Origin of the sequence: Coleofasciculus sp. (assembly GCF_046539235.1) — a bacterium.
GTDB lineage: Bacteria > Cyanobacteriota > Cyanobacteriia > Cyanobacteriales > Coleofasciculaceae > Coleofasciculus.
The window spans coordinates 15,100-34,139 of record NZ_JBKHHI010000013.1 but is presented as its reverse complement, the minus strand read 5'-3'; the positions used below and the strand labels follow the sequence as shown (position 1 = coordinate 34,139).

Below are 19,040 nucleotides of genomic sequence, written 5' to 3'. Positions count from 1 at the left end.
TTTACAAGCGGACGCAAGGAGAGCCTGTCATTCCCACAAGTTCATGACTTGTTGACAAACGCGACACATTAGAGTTGTCGCCGTAAAGGTTAGGACAGACTTATTACTTGTGAGAGTCCGCTAACTGTGGTTATTGCACCGATGCTCTAGAAAGTCTCTAAATGTCTCAACTATTATATAGGCTTGTATTGCAGTTACTCTCATGCCATTGATAATCCTGGTTGTAGATGACAACCTAGGTACTCGTCTTTCCGTGAGCGATTACCTGGAAATGTCAGGCTATTCAGTTATAACGGCAGAAGATGGTCAAGAGGCTCTGTCTCTGATTGACAAGTATCATCCTCACCTAATCGTCACCGATATCAATATGCCGAAATTGAATGGCTATGAACTTGTGCAACAAGTTCGGAAACGACCAGCTTTCCGCTTGTTACCTGTGGTTTTTTTAACGGAGCGCAGTAGTACTGAGGAGCGGATTAAGGGCTACCAGTTAGGATGTGACTTGTATTTGCCTAAACCCTTTGAAATGAAGGAATTGAGTGCTGTAATTCGGAATCTGCTGGAACGGTCTCAGATGATGCAAGCTGAATTGCGATTCTCTTCGAGAGATACAGGACAATCACCCCCATCGCCAGAGACTCCGGATACTCTGCCAAAATCCGAATCAACTCCTCGTGCGATCGCCTCCCCCACCTCCCCATCCAATGTACTGCGTCTAACTCAGCGAGAACAACAGGTTTTAGAGTTACTGACCACAGGATTATCCAATAGCGAAATTGGCAACAAGCTACACCTGAGTCCTCGGACGATTGAAAAATACGTCAGCAGTCTCCTGAGAAAAACAGAAACCAGCAACCGTGCCGAAATTGTGCGTTTTGCCCTAGAAAATCATTTAGTGGATTGACTAAATCGCTGTGTTGTGATATGTGATTTCGTCGGCTGATTCATGATCGAAATCATCACGCAGTATGGGCGAAGTCGTTCATTTCTGTCAATCAGTTGACCACATTGCCAACTGATCTAAGGCACAATAGTAGTAAGGGCTAGCTGGAGTTGCTAGGGATCAATTTGAAAAACTTGACAATTAGCAACTCTAACGCTAAAATACCGAATTCACACTGCTTTAGACTATGCTTCAAGACACTCGAACCATACGCTACTATCAGCAACTTACAGATGCTCTAGTTTTTATGTGGAACCGGGGATATCGCTTTGACGAACTGCGTTTATACATTGATGGCTATCTTGATGCTCTTCGACATAGTAACGCTATAGAAGTTTATTTGATTCATCGCTTGGAGGAAGATGCTGTTCGTTATCTACGCGATCCCTCCAACTTTGAAGCCGTACCCTTACCAGAACCCGAAACTGATTACTATTAAGCCACAATCCTTGCCAATCTCCGGTAGCTCCCAGACGCGCCATGGCACGTCTCTACATTGTTCTTAGGTTAAAAAAGCCTAGAATGAAAAAGCCTGCTTAAGCAGGCTTTTTGGTTAATTTTGCGCCTTATAGCTTATAACGGCGAAGATGTCAAGATGCCAATGCAACTTCCACCATCTGCTGTAATTCGCCGTTCTGATAAAGCTCGATCATCACATCTGAACCACCAATGAACTCACCATTCACGTAAACTTGGGGAATTGTGGGCCAATTGGAATATTCCTTAATACCTTGACGCACTTCCGGATCATCAAGAATATTCACGGTTGCGTAGGAAACACCCAAGGTATTCAGGATTTGGACGACATTGTTGGAAAAACCACATTGGGGCATCAGTTTGGTGCCTTTCATAAACACCACGATTTTGTCCTGGTTGATGAGCTGGTCAATCCGTTCTTTAACTGCTGGCGTCATAGCTTTGCTGAAATGTTTTGTGTAGTTTTGTATGGGTCTAGTGTAGCGAGAGTTTATACAGCCTGACGGGTAGCTTGCCAAGATGCCGGGGTATAGGTTTTCAGCGCTAGGGCGTGAATGGCTTCGCTTGCCATTGCCTGCTGGAGAGCGCCATAAACAAGCTGGTGCTGTTTTACCAAGCTTTTGCCTTCAAACTGGGAGGACACAACAATCGCTTGCAGATGATCACCACCGCCAGTCAAGTCTTGTACCTGTACCTGAGCATCAGGAAGTTCTGCTTTGATCATTGTCTCAACTTGCTCTGGACTAATCATACCCACTCCATTGTTATTTAAATTTCTACATACTAATTTAACGTTCTGGAGTCGCGGATGAAGTCGGTTCGCTATTGCCAGAGGGGGGGAAGGGAGAACCGACGAATCCCAATTCAAAAAGCTGCTGGTAAGCTTTTTTGCCCAAATCACGGGTGGGATTCTGAGAACGAATGATCTGAATCAATAAGGGAACTGCTAATTCCGGTTGATCTTTGGCGCGATGTACCAACGCCAATTGATAGGTGGCTTCATCCCGCATTTCTGCCGTTTGCAGCGCGTTTTGCCGATGCTCATTGAAAATCCGGTTATCAATTCCCGAAAAACTTTCAGCCAACTGCTGATAGAAATTAGACAATTGGTTGAAAACTTGACGTGCCTGCTGAAGTTTTTGAGCGGCTAACGTATAGTCTTGGGCTTCAATGGCTTGATTTGCCTCTACCATTAATCGCTGTCCCCCCTGTAAACTCAGCAGGCTATCGTCCTGAGTTAAGGGGCGTAGCTCAGAATCATCTGGCTCAAGCTGCATTTGGCTGACCTCTTCTGGAAGCGCAGCCACTTGAGTTTGAGCGTGGGCGGGTGGTAAGAGTACCACACTCGTAGTGAAGGGAAAGGCAACAAGGCAGATAAAACCAAGGCTATGAATCGTTTCAGAAGAGATCATGTAAAAAATAGGGATAGTATTTTAACAAACACAGAAACCTTCGGGTATCTTACCATCGCCAGATGCGGCAAGGGGAGTCAGATCACAATCGCTAGACTTGGGGGCAGGGAATTATTCGTCCATCACTAACCATCAGCGATGACCCGATTCCAAGGCAGTTGTGCTGTCTAAACCAGCTAGACTGAAACAATACCCGGAAGGTTTCTTAGAAATCCGGAGTAATAGGATAAAGAAAAATAGTCATAATTAATGATCTTGTACGATTGACGAGTAATCTATTCTAAACCATGATCTCGCATCCTGATTCTCTGCCAGACGATTCTCCTCAAACCACGCCGATTCCCGAAGAAAGCATGGGCTTGCTCTTGCAACGGGGCGGTGAAGAACTGGGATTACTCAAGGTGCGCGATCGCTTCACCCTTTGCTCCCCGGAAATCCCCGTCGAGCAGCTCGAACAAGCCCTGAGTATCCACCACCCGCGCCAAATTCCCCGCACTCAGCTTGTGGAATTTACGGTTGACGCTGAACACCGGGATGAGACAATGCAAGTGGCACGCGATCGCGAAGATGTTGCCTTTGCTAGTCATGTATACCAGCTTAAGGACAATCCGGCGACCTTCATTTACCTGGGCGATCAACTAACGATTCAATTTCACCCAGACACCGATGAAGCCAAAATCTCCGCCATTGAGACAGAATTTGGCTTAAAATCAGTGCGATCGCTGATTGGTATTCCCAACACCTTTATCTTTCAACTCACCCCGAATTCCCCAGAGAATCCGCTAAAAATAGCCAATCGACTGATCACACGCCCCGAAGTCTTAACCGCAGAACCCCAGATCATTGTTCCCAAACAGCCGAGCTACCATCCCCAAGACCCCTTATACCCTCAACAGTGGTATCTAAATCACAGTGGTGGTTCAAATTTAGCCCCAAGTTCTCATATTGACGTAGAAAAAGCCTGGGATATTACCCGGGGAAATCGCTCCATTGTCGTGGCAGTAGCCGATGATGCCATTGATGTCAACCACCCCGATTTTCAAGGCACCGGAAAAATTGTCGCGCCCAAAGACTTTAAAGACAAAGACTTTATTCCTCTACCCAGTGGTTCTGGTGAAAGTCATGGCACCGCTTGTGCGGGGATTGCGGTGGCTGAAGAAAATGGTCAGGGTATTGTCGGTGTCGCACCCGGATGTGCGCTGATGCCCATTCGCACCAGTGGGTATCTGGATGACACGAGTATTGAAGAATTATTTGACTGGGCAATTGAAAATGACGCCAGCGTCGTTTCTTGTAGCTGGGGTGCGGCAACAGTTTACTTCCCCCTCTCCCTACGGCAACGGGCTGCCCTAACCCGTGCGGCGACTGAGGGACGCGGCGGGAAAGGCTGTGTGATCGTCTTTGCCGCCGGAAATGCCAATCGCCCCATCCATGGCACGATCTTTGAGCGCGGTTGGACAAATGAGTTACTGCGTGGACCAACCAACTGGCTCAGTGGTTTCGCCGTACATCCAGATGTGATTGCGGTTTCGGCTTGCACCAGCCTGAGCAAAAAAGCGGCATACAGTAACTGGGGGACAAATGTCGCCGTTTGCGCCCCTAGCAACAATGCGCCGCCAGGAATGTGGTTTGAAAAAACAGGTTTTATTAGCACGGCGCCCCAAGTGAATGCCCCCACGCCGGGGAATGGTGTTTTTACCACCGACTTACTCGGCGTGGCTGGGTATGAAGTTGGGGACTTTGTGGGGAGTTTTGGTGGCACATCGAGCGCCTGTCCCGTTGTCGCGGGTGTTGCGGCGCTGGTTCTCTCAGCGAATCCTGATCTCACCGCGGCACAAGTCAAACGCATCCTGCAAGATACAGCCGACAAAATTGTAGACCGTGATCCGGATTCCCAGCTCGGTATGCGATTGGGAACTTATGATACGAATGGGTATTCCCAATGGTTTGGTTATGGTAAGATTAATGCTTTTAAAGCGGTACAAGCTGCCCAAAAGCAACGAGTTCAAACGGCTAAAGTTGCCCAAGTCTTAAAACGACGCAATGATCACAACCTAGCTATTCCTGATCATAATTCCCGTGGTGTGACTAGCACGCTTCAAATTACTGAATCTGCCTTAGTGCAAGATATTCAGGTGACGGTGGACATTGAACATGACTTTTTGGGAGATTTAGAAGTGGAGTTGACATCACCCAAGGATCAGACTGTACTGTTACAAAGTCGTACATTGGGTGTCAATACTCAACTCCAATATACCTATTCAGTAGACAATACCCCTGCGCTCAAGTCGTTGCTGAATCAGGATAGTTTTGGTCATTGGCAGTTGAGGGTCATCGATTCTGTGCCGACGGATACAGGGAGACTTAAAAGCTGGGAATTAGTTATTGGAATTTGAATTTGTCATTTGTCATTCGTCATTTGTCATTCGTCCTTTGTCATTTATTAATCAGTAATCAGTTATCCAAGGAAAGATGATGTAGCTTGCACTACCGCATTTCCAGCAGTTTATGACATAAGATGCAATAACTGAATCGATATATTGAGCTTCAGGGAATAGTAGGCATCTACGTGAATGGGGTTATTTTTGCTACGGTAATGTGGCTACTCAGCCGAATGGTTATCGCGATCGCTATGTTGGTGATTGCGCCCTTATTGCCTGCGCCACCTGGCGGGATTCAAGCTACAGTCAGTTGGGATGTCTTTTTGGCGTGGGATAGTCACTTTTATCAGGCGATAACGATCTCAGGGTATGACTATGTTAATGATGGTCAGGGACATAATGTGGCATTCTTTCCCTTGTTTCCCTTATTGGTTCGGGCGTTAATGATTGGGGGATTGCCCTTTAACGTAGCGGGGACTGTTGTCAATAATCTGGCATTTTGGGGGGCGCTCATTGTTCTCTATGCTTGGGTGCAAGAGACTCATGGACAGAAGGTTGCCCGCTGGACAACAGCGGTTTTAGCTTGGTGTCCTTTTTCTCTATTTGGCACGGTAATTTATACGGAGGGGTTATTTTTGTTGTTGAGTACAGCCGCTTTGCGATCCTTTGACCGGAAACACTACGGTTGGTCAGCCTTGTGGGGGGCTTTAGCCAGTGCCACACGATTACCCGGAATTGCCCTATCCCCAGCGTTTTTGCTGGTGGCTTGGCGAGAGAAACGACCTGCGATCGCGTATTTTCCTAGTTTAGCCACCGCCGGGGGAGTGGGACTCTATAGCCTCTACTGCGGGATTCGTTTTGGGGACATGCTAGCCTTTTTAAGAGTGCAACAGGCATGGCAACCTGAACAAGCGTTTTACGGACAGGGCTGGTTGAAGATGTTGGTGCAAATTTCAGCCGGGACAGCCAACTGGAATCGGGGTTGGCTTCATGATCCGTGGCATCCCTTGATTTTTGTTACGATTTGTGGATTAGGTTATTTATTATGGCGATCGCGTAGTCCTGGGGAGAAATCGCCCAGTAGCGCCGTTACAGATTGGTGCGCTCTACAACCCCCTTTCGGAGTTCGTCGGAAACGACTGTGTGTGGATAAAGGGTATGGCTTTTACCTTCTGGGAATTCTCCTGTGGCTTTTAGCCGGAGATCCGCTAATTAATATGATTATGGTTTGGGGGGGTGGCTATTTGCTAGTGCAACAGCGAACAAAGCTCAGACCTGTTGCCGTCACCTATGGCTTGTGCAGCTTAGCCGTGATTTTAAGCCCAGGTCGCACCATTTCGGCTGAACGCCATGCTTATGGTATTGTATCCATTGCGATCGCCTTAGGTCTGCTGCTGGCTTGTTATCCCCGATGGGGATGGGCTACAGTCCTATTTTTCACTCTAGTATTGCTCAGCTTCGCCGTTCGATTTTCCCAGCACCTTTGGGTGGCTTAGGTTTTAGATGAGAAGAATGTCAGCCGAGTCCTGTATAAATGATGTTATTATAATCAGCGAGGTTTATATTCGGCTGTATCGTTTGTTTTGATTTACGGACAGGCATGTCTCCGAATCATAAGTCTCTACATTCATTGGTTTTGGAGATACTCTATGTCAATTTACATTGGTAACCTGTCCTATGATGCTACGGAAGAAGACATCACCAGTATTTTTGCTGAATACGGGACAGTAAAGCGGGTTCAGTTACCAACAGATCGGGAAACAGGTCGGATGCGCGGCTTCGGTTTTGTGGAAATGGAATCAGAAGCTGAAGAATCTGCCGCTATTGATGCTCTAGACGGCGCTGAATGGATGGGTCGGGATTTGAAAGTGAATAAAGCTAAACCTCGTGAACCTCGGGGTCAAGGAGGCGGTGGTCGTCGCGGCGGCGGCAACCGGGATGGATTCTCTCGACGTTACTAAACCAGAATAATGCGGGTGCAATCAGCTAATTCATGGTGGTGTTTCTCAATGTCTCCTAGACGCTGGACTATCGAGTCAACAACCCGTCGCTAAGTCTAAGGGTTGTAGCGAGGGCTTAGAAAAGTCTGTGTTGACCGGGCGAGGTTTTGCTAGCAGCCTTGATCGAGAAGTAGAGACTCGCCACGGCGCGTCTGTACATACCTGGGAATGTGTTGGAATTGACCAGTTGAGAGGTAGTTCCAATCGGCGGAAAGTCACGAACCCAACGCTGACCGATACCAGCGGTACAACCTGGGCTTGAGAGAAATCTAAGTCCTTCGTGATTAGCCTCAGTGTTCCGACAAAAGCAAGGAATACTACGTTGATCGGAAATATATAGGCACCGTGAAGTACAGGGTTGGCAACCCGGTAGAGACGTAGCATGCTACGTCTCTACGCCCTGCGGTTTTGATTAAACATTCCTGTTGGGTAGGGAATCTGTGAGCAACAAGCATAACTTGGAGAATTCGGGGGCAAATGCCCCACAAATTCTCCCGCCATTCCTCTCGACGCCGAGATGGTAGTACGGCGCGAGGCTCCTGGCGGTTTAGCTGAACAGTTAAACTAAACAGGTAAAGAGCGGGTTAAGAAGCATGATATTGGGAAAGTAGCGCTCGATAAGCTGTAATGCATTTAAATTGGGTATTAGTAGCGAGCAAGATGCTCGATGTAGCGAGCAAGATGCAAAGCCTGCGGCATGGCTTCGCTAAACGCACTACGGCAAGGATTGTGCCATTATTGATATTAAGGTTTAAATGCCAAACAGCTTAACAACTTCAAGGCTAACTTTCACCGGAATAATTCGAGTTTAAGTTTAGGCGCAAGCCAACCCATAAGCGTACAAGCTAAAAGCACAAGGAAAGCAACTGCACCGATGAAAGGCGAATACAATATATCTTCCCGTCGTTAACCAGTCTAAGGCAGTAGGGATCTTCCAATTTTCTTTGGCTCAATAGCAGCAATCGGTTTTGTCTTGCGTTCCTCTTCTACGTTCACATTGAATTCTACGTTCATATTGAAGATTGGAGTAGGAGTTTAGTTGATTAGACATTTCTGCTAGATATTTTGAGCAGTTCACTCAAGCTAAGGAGGAAATAAAATGGCACAGGTGACTGTCGGTGAACATGAAGGGATCGAGTCAGCCCTCCGCCGATTTAAACAAGCTGTCTCCAAGGCGGGAATTTTTCCCGATATGAAGAAACATCGCCACTTTGAAACGCCGATTCAAAAACGTAAACGTAAAGCCATTGCTCGGCATAAACAACTGCGGCGGCTTTCTCGCTATCGCAAAAAACGGTTTTAATTGTTCACTCTTATGCAGTAATCATGACTCCAGAAGCGATACGCACGGTTTCTCAGCTAAGGCAAGAGTTCTACGATCGATTTGCCGCAAAGATGAACGTGCCAGTGAAGATTACAACCCGCAATTCATCAACGGGGAATCTGCCAATGGCATCTTGGATCGATGATCGGCAACGCATGAATTATTTGTGTATTTATGTTCACACAGCCCCTGATGAATTACTCCCGGAACGACCCTTTATTTTGCGTGTGTCTATTAATAAAGGAGCAGGTATTATTCAATCGAGGCTGTGGGGACGAGATTGTCGGGGAATTAATCAAAGCTGGCACTTTGACCTAACCCTATTACCTGAGGAAATTTTAGACTTTTGTAGTTGGATCGTTAGGTTAATTAAATTTCATCGTCAAGGTGGTGTTCTGGATGTCCCTGAACCTCCTCATCCATTTGATTTTAAAATGTCTACTAGCAATTTGCTAGTTAATGAGGCTTGGACTCAGAAAGCTCGGCAGGAAATTAGAGTAGATCATTAAAGGGAACGGAAAACGGGCAAAAGGGAACAGTTCAAGTAGGGATTTGGGTTTTAATTCGTGGATAAAAATAAGCTAAAAATAAAGTGATGCAGGAGAGGATAAGTTGGACAAGGAGCATCTATCCGCTGAAGCAAGGGCAATACGCGATCGCTTGTTTGGATGGGATAGTCCCACTCAAGCGCAACTCGAAGAAATTGGCACCGTTGAATATCTATGGGGACGGACGGTATTGTTTCCGATTCATGGATGAAGCAACGCTGATAGGATAAAAAAGTTACCTGCAACAATGTAGACATTGGCGTTTATCACACGTTATCTTTTATGCCAACAACGACTGACTTTCTCACCTATACCCAATGGATAGGGATTCTTACCCTAGTTTGCGGAGTTCTTAGCCTCTTAGGTTTTATCTTTAAATGGGGCATCCGATTTCGGCTGGTGGGAATTACGGGCTTTATGGGGGTGCTGACGGGGGGCTTATTTGCGCTGAGTATCGTTCCGTTTAGCCGTACAGTGGTTCCTGGTGCAGTCCCTTTTACCTTAGTCTACGACAACGGAGGCAACCAAGCCGTCATCGCTTTACCCACAACAATCAACGAATCTCAACTAGAAGCTAGTCTGCGCCAAGCCGCCAGCGACTTGTTTTCTTATGGGCGTTTGGGTGGAGCAAATAATCAACTGACGATTCGCGCCCGTACAGTGATCCACCCAGAACCCGGTGTATCTAAACCCCTAGTTTTAGGCAAAATCCAGCGATCGCTGGCTGAACGTGATGATGAACAGATGACTATCGATATCTATACCGAACGCTTGGCTCAATTACCTGATACCTCCACCTGACTTTTCACGGGAAGTCTTGAAACTGAGTGGGTAGGGGAGATAGGAGAGATGAGGTAAGATAAAAATTCAATTAGCTGAATCCTCTGCTAAACTATGACTAACCCTGCTCCTCCCTCATTGCTGTCGCTCACAGTTGCCCCAGCGCAGGTGTTGCGCGGTGTCCAAGCATTAGCGCAATCTGGAGAGGCGATCGCGTCTTTGGGTCATCGTCCGCTGATTGTTGGCGGTAATCATACCTTGGCGACGTTATCACCCCAGCTACAGCCGATCTTGAAACAGCCGGTGTTAAACTGTGCTACGGCATCTTATCGTCCGGATTGCAGTGAAGTCTCCCTCGCATCCCTCAAAGAAGCAGCAACCTGCCATCAATCTGACTTAATTATTGGTGTAGGAGGTGGCAAAGCCTTAGACACCGCTAAACTCTTAGCCCATCACTGTCACCTTCGAGTTGTGACAATTCCCACCTCTGCTGCTACCTGTGCCGCTTGGACAGCACTTTCTAATATTTACTCAAATGAAGGGGCTTTCCTGTACGATGTAAGTCTGAATCGTTGTCCAGATTTGCTGATCCTGGATTATAGTTTGATTGAAACTGCCCCCCAACGTGCCTTAGTCGCCGGAATTGGAGACGCCTTAGCGAAATGGTATGAGGCATCTGTCAGTAGTGGGGATTCTGCTCAAACCTTAATTATTGCGGCGGTGCAACAGGCGAGGGTGTTACGGGATATCCTGTTTCAAAAGTCAGCAGATGCCCTAAAAATGCCAGGGAGCGAGGTTTGGCGAGAGGTAGTTGATGCTTCAGTCTTGTTAGCGGGTGTGATTGGTGGTTTAGGTGGGGCGCAGTGTCGTACTGTGGCGGCTCATGCGGTGCATAATGGTTTAACCCATCTTCCTGGTTCTCACAGCGCCTTACATGGGGAAAAAGTCGCTTATGGGATTCTGGTGCAATTGCGCTTAGAAGAAATGGTGCAAGGGAATCAACTTGCCGCATCTGCACGACAACAGTTATTGAAGTTTTATCGCGAAATTGGTTTACCCCAAACCCTTGATGAGTTGGGGTTAGGTAATATCACGTTGTCACAGTTGCGCCAGGGGGCAGATATTGCCTGTCAGCCGCAGTCGGATATCCACAGATTACCGTTTGATGTGACACCTGAACAGCTCATGGCGGCGATGGTTTCTACAACAACATTGGTGGAAAAAAATTGCAGTCCAGTTTTATCCACAGCGATAAAAAATACACAAGATTAAAAATATATTAAGTTTTTCCAGAAGTGATCAGTTCAGGGTGGCACAACGTACATTGTGAAACAGTATAGGGCTAGGTCTGTCGATGCTCTGACAGCTATAAAGCCAAGACGTATTGTATGAGAAACATGGCTGACTATTGGATCATTGCTGCAATTGTTCTGCTTATTTTAGTGGGTGGGAATTATGCGATCGCGTGCCAGAGACTTGCTCAGGATGTGCGATTGCCAAAATTGCGCCCGATCATTCCCTTCTTTTTGATTGGCGTGGTAATCCCTGGGGCAAGTTCTTCTCTGATTCCTTTTTCAAGAACGTCCTATACTCTTTTAAGCCTCAGTATTCTCTTTGCTGTCTTTATTGCTATCTATCTACTAAGTTGGCGCTGGCGGAAAAAAAAGGCAGGTTGTCTGGTATTAGATTTAGGACAAACCTTAAGCAATAAGTTGTCCTTCGGTTTAGGTTTACTTGAAGTCCTGGGTGCTAGTTATTTTACATTCTCCTTGATTCGGCAAGTTTCACAAGAAAATTACCACTTAAATACCGATGAAGTTTACGGATTAAGCGTCGCCATCTTTTTGTGGACGTTGGCAATTTTGTTAATCTCCTGGGGAGTGAGCCGACTACAACTTCGGGAAAATGCTTTTTGCTATCAATATCAGCTCCTGAATTGGCATAAAATTATTTCCTATGCTTGGCAAAAATCAAAACCCAATACGTTAACGATGCGATTGAAATCAAAGGTTTCATTCTTGCCCAAATTTATCAGCTTTCCTATTCCTCCAGATAAACGGAATCAGGTTGAATACATCTTGGCTAACTATGTACCGGGGAAGACACCAGCCAGAATGAGTGTTGATAATTTGGACGTAAAAAGCATACCCTTGAGGGACGGGAAGGGTCAATTGTAGGGGCGGGTTTAGCCGTTTAATTTGGATACTTAGGGCTAATCTATCAACAAAACCCGCCCTGAGCCAAGGCGAGAATTTTTGGACAAATGACGTAGCTTGCTTCTTTTCCGAAAGCGAGTATGACAAATAACAAATGATGCTCCCCAGGGGTCCACTTTAATTTTTCCCACCGACTTCAGCGATTTTTCTGGAATACCGATATAATTTTTTAGTTTAGGAACGCTGCATTTTTGAATGAACTTAGATTGGATTACCCCAGCAAAGCGCCTGAGTGCCTTACCCCCTTATGTGTTTGCTCGTTTGGATGAACTCAAAGCCCGTGCTCGTGAGCAAGGGTTGGATTTAATTGATTTAGGCATGGGGAATCCTGACGGTTCAGCACCTGCACCCGTGATTGAAGCCGCTATCACCGCCCTGAATAATCCGATTAACCACGGCTATCCTCCCTTTGAAGGCACAGCGAATTTTCGCCGAGCGATTACCAGTTGGTATCACCGCCGTTATCAAGTTACTCTCGATCCCGATAGTGAAGCCCTACCCCTGTTGGGTTCTAAGGAAGGATTGACGCACCTTGCTCTAGCTTATGTCAATCCAGGAGATTTGGTCTTAGTGCCGAGTCCAGCATATCCGGCTCATTTCCGAGGTCCCCTGATTGCTGGGGCAGAAATTCACAGTATGATCCTCAAGCCGGAAAAGGATTGGTTAATTGATTTAGCCGCTATTCCTGACGAGATTGCCGAACGAGCAAAGATTCTCTATTTTAACTATCCGAGTAATCCAACAACGGCGACGGCACCCCGTGAGTTTTTTGAGGAAATTGTGGCTTTTGCCCGTCGTTACTCAATTCTGTTGGTGCATGATTTATGTTACGCCGAACTAGCATTTGATGGCTATAAACCCACGAGTTTATTAGAAATTCCGGGCGCGAATGAGATTGGCGTGGAATTTCATACTTTATCAAAAACTTATAATATGGCAGGTTGGCGGGTTGGATTTGTGGTCGGAAATCGCCATATTATTCAAGGATTGCGGACGTTAAAAACAAATTTAGATTATGGGATTTTTGCCGTATTACAAACCGCCGCAGAAACAGCATTGGATTTACCGGATAGTTATGTGCATCAGGTGCAAGAACGGTACTGTCGCCGCCGAGATTTTTTGATTCAAGGGTTAGGGGAATTGGGGTGGCAGATTCCTAAGTCCAAGGCGACGATGTATTTGTGGGTTCCTTGTCCACCGGGTCAAAATTCAACGGATTTCGCCTTGGATATTCTACAGCAAACGGGTGTGGTGGTGACGCCAGGAAATGCCTTTGGTGTCGGCGGTGAAGGGTACGTGCGGGTGAGTTTGATTGCTGAGTGCGATCGCTTGGCTGAGGTGTTACGGCGTCTGACACAAGCTGGGATTCGCTATCAACCCGAACCTGTAGCACAGAAGCCCGTCGGGACTCGTTTAAGCAACTGATGCCGCCTTTTGACTTTCAGGGGACGATGGTACCGGCAAACCCTTATGATGCCCGCCAGATGGTGGACTACTTGGGGAATAATATGTCGGAAGCGCGATCGCTGATTTGGACGCTCAATATTGAACTGACTCCAGTTTATGCGATCGCGCCCACGGGTCTCTTTGCGGTTGATGCCTACCGCGCCCTCCAGGAACTCTGCGCCAGAAGCCCCTCCAGCCAACGAGACGCCTACGCCTGAACCCCAAAAGTCTTACGTGCCGACGTCGATGACTGGGCTACAAGACTACTCCTATTGGTGGGGCTACGCTAGGGAGGAGGCAAAAAAAAATCTGGGAGCAAATCCAAGTCCTTCCGTCGGGGGCGTATCTGGGCTTAACCGAATGGCACGCTCAGATGAGGCTGGTGGGCAATGCCCACCCTACGGGATATCTTCCGGAAAAACGGTAACATTTACGATACCAAATATCCCCTCTTTTGACAAAGGGCGGGTTTTGTTGAGAGCTTATCGGTCAATACCAAAATTAAACGGCTAAACCCGCCCCTACAATTGACCTTTCCTTCTACTCTCTTGACCAAATCAAGCGAGTAAGGTTGGTTAGACGTGCCGATGGCTATTATGCACTTAAACCCTGACAAAGGACAAATTACCAATGACCAATGACATCCTCACCGTTCACTTTAATTGTCCCCACCTACTTAAGTCATGTAATGATGATTTGCCGCTTTGGTTCCCCTACTCCTCTTCCCTGGATTGCTGCTGCGTTGAAAACCGTTGAATTCGTCTTTGAATATCGTCTAAAATACTTTCTACCTCGTTTAAATCACTTGACAACAAATAGTCTGATAAAATATAAAAAACCCTATCTAAATCAACCGAATAGTTTAACAACAATAAAAGGATGTCATTTTCGTAAATACTGGCGCGGCTAAATTGTCCTTGACGATAGAGAGAAGGTAATGCATAACACTTTAAAATTAGGAGTCCAACCACGGTTACACAGCGAACTGTTCGATTTCCAAAACTCTGTTCTGTTACAAACTCTTGCGATAGTTTTCGGAATAGTTTGTTTTGGGTTAACAACAGGTCAACTTGTAATCCCTCAAATGTCCCACGAATGAAATCTTTGTTTTCATTCTGGATAACTATCTCAGGGAAAGCATCAAGGTCAGCACGAGCCAAGATTAGGTCAATATCTTGAGTATTGCGACCCTCTACATAACTTAGTAGAGCTACTCCGCCAACCAATACATAAGGAATCTCTCGTTCAGTCAACCTGTCAAACAGGACTTCAATAGCCTGAAAAAAATCATAACCGTCTGACATTAAACTCCTCCAATTCTTAACATCAAATAAAATTCCATTTCTGATAATTTCCCCGATCGCGGCTGCCATAATATTTCTCCTTTAAGTTATAAAATATATGTCAGGACAATACTATAGCAATCCTAAATAGGATGCAACAAGCGAAATGATCGAAACCCAGGTATAGCAATGGTTTCATTTTTGAAAATTGCCACAACCTAAATAGGATTGCTATACTCGGTTTAAAAACGTTTTTTGGCGCGATAAAAGGGTTTTTTCACAACAACAGCCGGATAAGTCTTACCGCGAATTTCTACCTCTAAGGGTTGACCTATCTTAGCTAGGGATGTGGGACAATAAGCCAGTGCGATCGCTTTCCCTAGGGTTGGTGAATAAGTCCCACTCGTCACCTCTCCCACAACCTCACCATCGGATAGCACCGAATATCCGTGACGGGCGATATGTCGCCCCTGCATTTCAATCCCCACTAACCGACGTTCTACACCCTTGGCTTTTTGGACTTCTAATACAGAACGTCCGATAAAATCCCCTAACTCATCCAAATGCACCAGCCAACTTAAACCTGCTTCTAAAGGAGTCGTCGTATCATCAATATCTTGCCCATAAAGTGCCAACCCTGCTTCCAATCGCAACGTATCTCTCGCCCCCAAGCCACAGGGAGTCACTCCCGCCTGAAACAGACGCCGCCACAGTTCTACCCCAACCTCCGGTTTAACCATCACCTCAAACCCGTCTTCGCCGGTGTACCCTGTCCTGGCGATAAATCCGGGTTGATCTAGAATTGTTGCATTGAGATGTCCGAAGGATTTCAGCGCGGTTAAGTCTTCCTGGACAAAGGGTTGTAGATAAGTCTCAGCTTGGGGTCCTTGTAAAGCAATTAAAACGTTTTCCCCAGAAAGGTCTAGTAATTTTACCCCGGTGTTTTCCAGTTGCGCTAACAACCACTCTTTATCTTTCTGACATGTTGCCGCATTAACAATCATCATCGCCTGCGGTTCGCCTGTTTCATCCTCCCCTTGGTGGTAAACAATCACATCATCAATGATCCCCCCTTGAGGATTTAACAATACCGTGTATTGAGCTTGACCCGGTTGTAATCGACTCAAATCTGATGGGAATAATCGCTGTAACGCTTGCCATAGCTGCTTCCCGGTCAAGGCAAATTTTCCCATGTGGGAGATATCGAACATTCCCGCATCGGTGCGTACTGCTTCGTGTTCTTGTCCAATACTGCTGTATTGGACTGGCATTTCCCAACCCGAAAAGCCAGTGAAGCGGGCATTTTGTTCAACGGCGAGGTCAAACAGAGGAGTTCTTGCAAGAGAAGGTTTTGGCTTAGCCACAGATAGTCTTGAGTCACAATGTCTTTCATATTCTACCGACTTGTCTGACATTAACCCCTGATCTGGTAAATTGCGATCGCGCCAAGGCATCGATAAGTAGTCGGACTTTGATTAAAGTTTACGGTTAAGATTGGCGAACAGTAAGAATTTGATACCCGTACCCAAATTGGCAAGCCTGTGCTAGCTTAATCATTGAGAATGTGTTCGGTTTCAGTGTTTGTGTTTAGTACAGATTGGCTTTTTTCCTTTCGACTTGACAGACTTGTCTCCGATACCCTCATCTTTATACAACTTTGAGTTTGGAGACAATCATGTCAATTTACGTAGGCAACCTATCCTACGACGTTACTGCAGAAGACCTGAGTGCTGTCTTTGCAGATTATGGCGCTGTCAAGCGGGTGCAGTTACCCACTGATCGTGAAACCGGACGTCCTCGGGGTTTTGGTTTTGTAGAGATGGAAACAGACGATGAAGAAACAGCCGCTATTGAGGCACTCGATGGGGCTGAATGGATGGGGCGCAATCTGAAGGTGAATAAAGCCAGACCTCGTGAAAACAGAGGCGGTAACCGCAAAAACGGTAACTTTTCGCGTCGTTAATAATTCTAATTCACTCAATTAGAATTAGAAAAGAGCCGGGAAATAAATTTCCGGCTCAAAGCTTAAGTAAGAATCGAGCTTACTAAATTTATTCATATCAGCATTGTAGGATCGCCGAAACTTGATAGACCGTAGGGTGGGCATTGCCCACCGGGAGTATGTCAGTGAATCGCTGCGGCTGGTGGCAGGACGAGTTTGGGGGCTCTCTTAACGCTAGAACCATTAGAAGGCTTTTCCCCTTGACCTTGAGTCTCCTGAAGTAAAACTTCCCGAATTAATCGTGCCATCACCCGTTGGGCTAAACCGCCAGCAATTTTTTGTCCCATTTGCTGAGTTTCTGGCTTCATCAAAAATTGAGGAACCAGGGGGGCAAGTTGGAAGGGATCGAAACCGGGCGTATCTTGCAGAATTTGCCAAATTCGTTTGATATGCTCTGCACTTTGCGGTAGTTCTATGACTTTGCTAGTGGATTCTGTTTTTTGCTGTAATCCCACTCGTTGGCGCAGAGACTCAGTCACATTATCAAGGGTTCGACGTCCAAACATATCTACAGCTTTGACAATTTCCTCGATCAATTGTTCCCGAATCAAATCACCGCGTTCTGAGAATAAAAATTCTAATGTTTGATTTAAAACCTTATTCAAATCGTAATCTTGAGAATTGGCGGCATTCCGCAATAAATTTTCCAGGCGATTCCAGCGGAAATTACCGTCTTTGACGAGTAAGTCTTTTAGAGAAGCGCGTAATTGTGGGGAAGAATCTGTTAACAAACGCTTCGCTACATAAGGATAAGCTTTACTGAGAACCTTGAAGTTCGGATCAACATTAATCGCAATCCCTTCCAATGTGACCAAGGAACGAATAATTAGGGCATAGTAGGCGGGAACTCGAAATGGATATTCATACATCACTTCCGAGAGTTGGTCAGTGATGCTCTTGAAATTGAGTTCGGCAACACTAGCGCCTAAGGCATTGCTAAACACATTAGCCAGCGCTGGAATAATTGGGGTTAAATCCGTATCTTCCGACAGAAACTCTAAGTTCACATAGTCATGAGCTAAACCCGCGAAGTCCCGGTTGACTAAATGAACAACCGCCTCAATCAACCCATAACGCTGATAGGGTTTGACTTCGCTCATCATCCCAAAATCCAGATAAGCCAGCTTGCCTTCCGGCGTGGCTAATAAATTTCCGGGATGGGGATCAGCATGGAAAAATCCATGTTCCAACAATTGGCGTAGTGAACATTGCACACCAACTTCAATCAAATACTTGGCGTCAATGTCTTGAGCCTTAATTGCTTCTAGATTAGTCAGTTTAGTTCCATTGACCCATTCCATTGTCAGGACACGCCGTCCTGTATATTGCCAGTAAATTTTGGGTACATAAATATCCTTAAGGTGACCGTAAAGGTTGGCAAAGCGCTCAGCATTACACCCTTCTTGGGTATAATCCATCTCTTCAAAGATGCGGGTGCCAAACTCATCCATAATGGCAACCAAGTCACTCCGCACCTGCTTAATATTGTTTTGTATCCACTTAGCGAGGCGGCGTAATATATAAACGTCCAAGGCAATGCGGCGGGCTAAGCCAGGTCGCTGCACTTTTACGGCGACGGTTTCCCCTGTTTTAAGTTTCCCTTTGTACACTTGTCCTAGGGAGGCGGCGGCTACAGGCGATGAGGTCAGTTCGGCATAAATTTCTTCGGGACGATCGCCTAGTTCTTCTTCGATAAATCGAAAAGCGACTTCATTGGGGAAGGGAGGGAGTTGATCTTGTAGCAACGCCAACTCTTCTAAGTACAGGGGTGGCACTAAGTCAGGTCGCGTCGAAAGTGCTTGCCCGACTTTAATGTACGCAGGTCCAAGTTGGGTTAGGAGTTCCCGCAACTGAATCGCTCGCCGCCGTTCTTTGATCTGTCGGCGACCCCGTATCCGATCCCACCATAGTCCTAAGGCAAAGGCAGCAGTGGGTAATGTAATCCTGAGTAGCCGTCCTAAGACTTGTAGCGGTGCCCGCCCATATTGAGCTTCAATCGCTACTGGATCATAGCGTAGCGTTTCGGTTCGGTTTTCGGTACACTCCTGTGGTAGCGCTGATGCGGGGGACGGCGTCTGTTCATACTCAACCACAATTGGCTCAGGGGGTAAGGGTTCCACTGAGGTATTTAGTTCGGCTATTGAATCTCGCTGGGGAGAGGCAGGGGAAATTTTTTTAAGATTCATATTTATTTATTCAGGATTCACCAACAGGAGCAGCTCTGTAAA

Annotated in this window: 21 protein-coding genes and 1 pseudogene; 15 read left to right on the top strand and 7 right to left on the bottom strand. The window is 46.4% G+C overall.

Annotated elements, in window-relative coordinates; genetic code table 11:
• Nucleotides 1-202: 202 nt before the first annotated feature.
• Nucleotides 203-904, top strand: a complete 702-nt coding sequence (locus ACLFWI_RS02925) for a response regulator transcription factor (protein ID WP_446411662.1) — start codon at nucleotides 203-205, stop codon at nucleotides 902-904.
• A gap of 226 nt (nucleotides 905-1,130) precedes the next feature.
• Nucleotides 1,131-1,382: a DUF6761 family protein gene (locus ACLFWI_RS02920; RefSeq protein WP_446341458.1), complete on the top strand. Its 252-nt coding sequence runs from the start codon at nucleotides 1,131-1,133 to the stop codon at nucleotides 1,380-1,382.
• Nucleotides 1,383-1,533: 151 nt separating this feature from the next.
• Here ACLFWI_RS02920 and grxD read toward each other — a convergent pair whose 3' ends face one another.
• From grxD to ACLFWI_RS02905, 3 genes are read right to left on the bottom strand one after another with little or no spacing between them, the layout of a single operon-like run.
• A complete protein-coding gene (gene grxD, locus ACLFWI_RS02915) occupies nucleotides 1,534-1,857 on the bottom strand; it encodes a Grx4 family monothiol glutaredoxin (protein ID WP_446361864.1) in 324 nt (107 codons plus the stop codon).
• A 53-nt stretch (nucleotides 1,858-1,910) separates the two neighbouring features.
• Entirely contained in the window at nucleotides 1,911-2,171 is a 261-nt protein-coding gene (locus ACLFWI_RS02910) for a BolA family protein (protein WP_044205138.1), read from the bottom strand.
• A 37-nt stretch (nucleotides 2,172-2,208) separates the two neighbouring features.
• Complete coding sequence (locus ACLFWI_RS02905) at nucleotides 2,209-2,832, bottom strand: hypothetical protein (RefSeq protein WP_446411661.1); 624 nt, start codon at nucleotides 2,830-2,832, stop codon at nucleotides 2,209-2,211.
• 287 nt (nucleotides 2,833-3,119) lie between these two features.
• Here ACLFWI_RS02905 and ACLFWI_RS02900 point away from each other — a divergent pair, with 287 nt between their 5' ends.
• The 3 genes from ACLFWI_RS02900 to ACLFWI_RS02890 all read left to right on the top strand — a co-directional run bounded on the left by ACLFWI_RS02900 (nucleotide 3,120) and on the right by ACLFWI_RS02890 (nucleotide 7,174).
• Nucleotides 3,120-5,228 (top strand): S8 family serine peptidase, encoded by a 2,109-nt coding sequence (locus tag ACLFWI_RS02900; RefSeq protein WP_446411660.1) that lies wholly within the window; start codon nucleotides 3,120-3,122, stop codon nucleotides 5,226-5,228.
• 173 nt (nucleotides 5,229-5,401) lie between these two features.
• A complete protein-coding gene (locus tag ACLFWI_RS02895) occupies nucleotides 5,402-6,709 on the top strand; it encodes a mannosyltransferase family protein (RefSeq protein ID WP_446411659.1) in 1,308 nt (435 codons plus the stop codon).
• 153 nt (nucleotides 6,710-6,862) lie between these two features.
• Nucleotides 6,863-7,174 (top strand): RNA recognition motif domain-containing protein, encoded by a 312-nt coding sequence (locus tag ACLFWI_RS02890; protein WP_446337248.1) that lies wholly within the window; start codon nucleotides 6,863-6,865, stop codon nucleotides 7,172-7,174.
• 75 nt (nucleotides 7,175-7,249) lie between these two features.
• On the opposite strand, the gene ACLFWI_RS02885 is transcribed toward ACLFWI_RS02890, so the two are convergent.
• Nucleotides 7,250-7,597 carry a hypothetical protein gene (locus ACLFWI_RS02885; protein WP_446411658.1) on the bottom strand — a complete coding sequence of 116 codons (348 nt, stop codon included), beginning with the start codon at nucleotides 7,595-7,597 and terminating at the stop codon, nucleotides 7,250-7,252.
• A 715-nt stretch (nucleotides 7,598-8,312) separates the two neighbouring features.
• Between ACLFWI_RS02885 and rpsU the strand changes: the two genes are divergently transcribed.
• From rpsU to ACLFWI_RS02840, 9 genes and pseudogenes are all read left to right on the top strand, one after another.
• Nucleotides 8,313-8,516 carry a 30S ribosomal protein S21 gene (rpsU, locus tag ACLFWI_RS02880; RefSeq protein ID WP_006099092.1) on the top strand — a complete coding sequence of 68 codons (204 nt, stop codon included), beginning with the start codon at nucleotides 8,313-8,315 and terminating at the stop codon, nucleotides 8,514-8,516.
• Between the two features lie 23 nt (nucleotides 8,517-8,539).
• On the top strand, nucleotides 8,540-9,046 hold the full coding sequence (locus ACLFWI_RS02875) for a hypothetical protein (protein WP_446408782.1): 507 nt from the start codon (nucleotides 8,540-8,542) through the stop codon (nucleotides 9,044-9,046).
• Between the two features lie 103 nt (nucleotides 9,047-9,149).
• Nucleotides 9,150-9,296 carry a hypothetical protein gene (locus ACLFWI_RS02870; protein ID WP_446411657.1) on the top strand — a complete coding sequence of 49 codons (147 nt, stop codon included), beginning with the start codon at nucleotides 9,150-9,152 and terminating at the stop codon, nucleotides 9,294-9,296.
• 71 nt (nucleotides 9,297-9,367) lie between these two features.
• On the top strand, nucleotides 9,368-9,886 hold the full coding sequence (locus ACLFWI_RS02865) for a DUF2518 family protein (protein ID WP_446411656.1): 519 nt from the start codon (nucleotides 9,368-9,370) through the stop codon (nucleotides 9,884-9,886).
• Nucleotides 9,887-9,979: 93 nt separating this feature from the next.
• Nucleotides 9,980-11,137, top strand: coding sequence for an iron-containing alcohol dehydrogenase (locus ACLFWI_RS02860; RefSeq protein WP_446411655.1), 1,158 nt, complete (start codon nucleotides 9,980-9,982; stop codon nucleotides 11,135-11,137).
• A gap of 125 nt (nucleotides 11,138-11,262) precedes the next feature.
• Nucleotides 11,263-12,042 (top strand): hypothetical protein, encoded by a 780-nt coding sequence (locus tag ACLFWI_RS02855; protein WP_446411654.1) that lies wholly within the window; start codon nucleotides 11,263-11,265, stop codon nucleotides 12,040-12,042.
• A 234-nt stretch (nucleotides 12,043-12,276) separates the two neighbouring features.
• A complete protein-coding gene (locus tag ACLFWI_RS02850) occupies nucleotides 12,277-13,506 on the top strand; it encodes an aspartate aminotransferase (RefSeq protein WP_446411653.1) in 1,230 nt (409 codons plus the stop codon).
• Nucleotides 13,473-13,733, top strand: a pseudogene (locus ACLFWI_RS02845) (peptidase S8); the annotation flags it as partial. The gene ACLFWI_RS02850 and the pseudogene ACLFWI_RS02845, both read left to right, overlap by 34 nt.
• Nucleotides 13,645-14,040 (top strand): cyanobactin biosynthesis PatC/TenC/TruC family protein, encoded by a 396-nt coding sequence (locus ACLFWI_RS02840; protein WP_446411652.1) that lies wholly within the window; start codon nucleotides 13,645-13,647, stop codon nucleotides 14,038-14,040. The pseudogene ACLFWI_RS02845 and the gene ACLFWI_RS02840, both read left to right, overlap by 89 nt.
• Before the next feature lie 200 nt (nucleotides 14,041-14,240).
• Here ACLFWI_RS02840 and ACLFWI_RS02835 read toward each other — a convergent pair whose 3' ends face one another.
• Together ACLFWI_RS02835 and gcvT are read right to left on the bottom strand one after the other, a co-directional pair.
• Complete coding sequence (locus ACLFWI_RS02835; RefSeq protein ID WP_446411651.1) at nucleotides 14,241-14,900, bottom strand: hypothetical protein; 660 nt, start codon at nucleotides 14,898-14,900, stop codon at nucleotides 14,241-14,243.
• A 152-nt stretch (nucleotides 14,901-15,052) separates the two neighbouring features.
• On the bottom strand, nucleotides 15,053-16,174 hold the full coding sequence (gene gcvT / locus ACLFWI_RS02830; protein WP_446411650.1) for a glycine cleavage system aminomethyltransferase GcvT: 1,122 nt from the start codon (nucleotides 16,172-16,174) through the stop codon (nucleotides 15,053-15,055).
• A 311-nt stretch (nucleotides 16,175-16,485) separates the two neighbouring features.
• Between gcvT and ACLFWI_RS02825 the strand changes: the two genes are divergently transcribed.
• Nucleotides 16,486-16,773: an RNA recognition motif domain-containing protein gene (locus ACLFWI_RS02825; protein WP_446373907.1), complete on the top strand. Its 288-nt coding sequence runs from the start codon at nucleotides 16,486-16,488 to the stop codon at nucleotides 16,771-16,773.
• 161 nt (nucleotides 16,774-16,934) lie between these two features.
• Here the strand turns inward: ACLFWI_RS02825 and ACLFWI_RS02820 are convergent, their stop codons facing one another.
• The gene (locus ACLFWI_RS02820; RefSeq protein ID WP_446411649.1) at nucleotides 16,935-18,998 is read right to left on the bottom strand and encodes an ABC1 kinase family protein; all 2,064 of its coding nucleotides are present in this window, start codon (nucleotides 18,996-18,998) and stop codon (nucleotides 16,935-16,937) included.
• Between the last annotated feature and the right edge of the window lie 42 nt (nucleotides 18,999-19,040).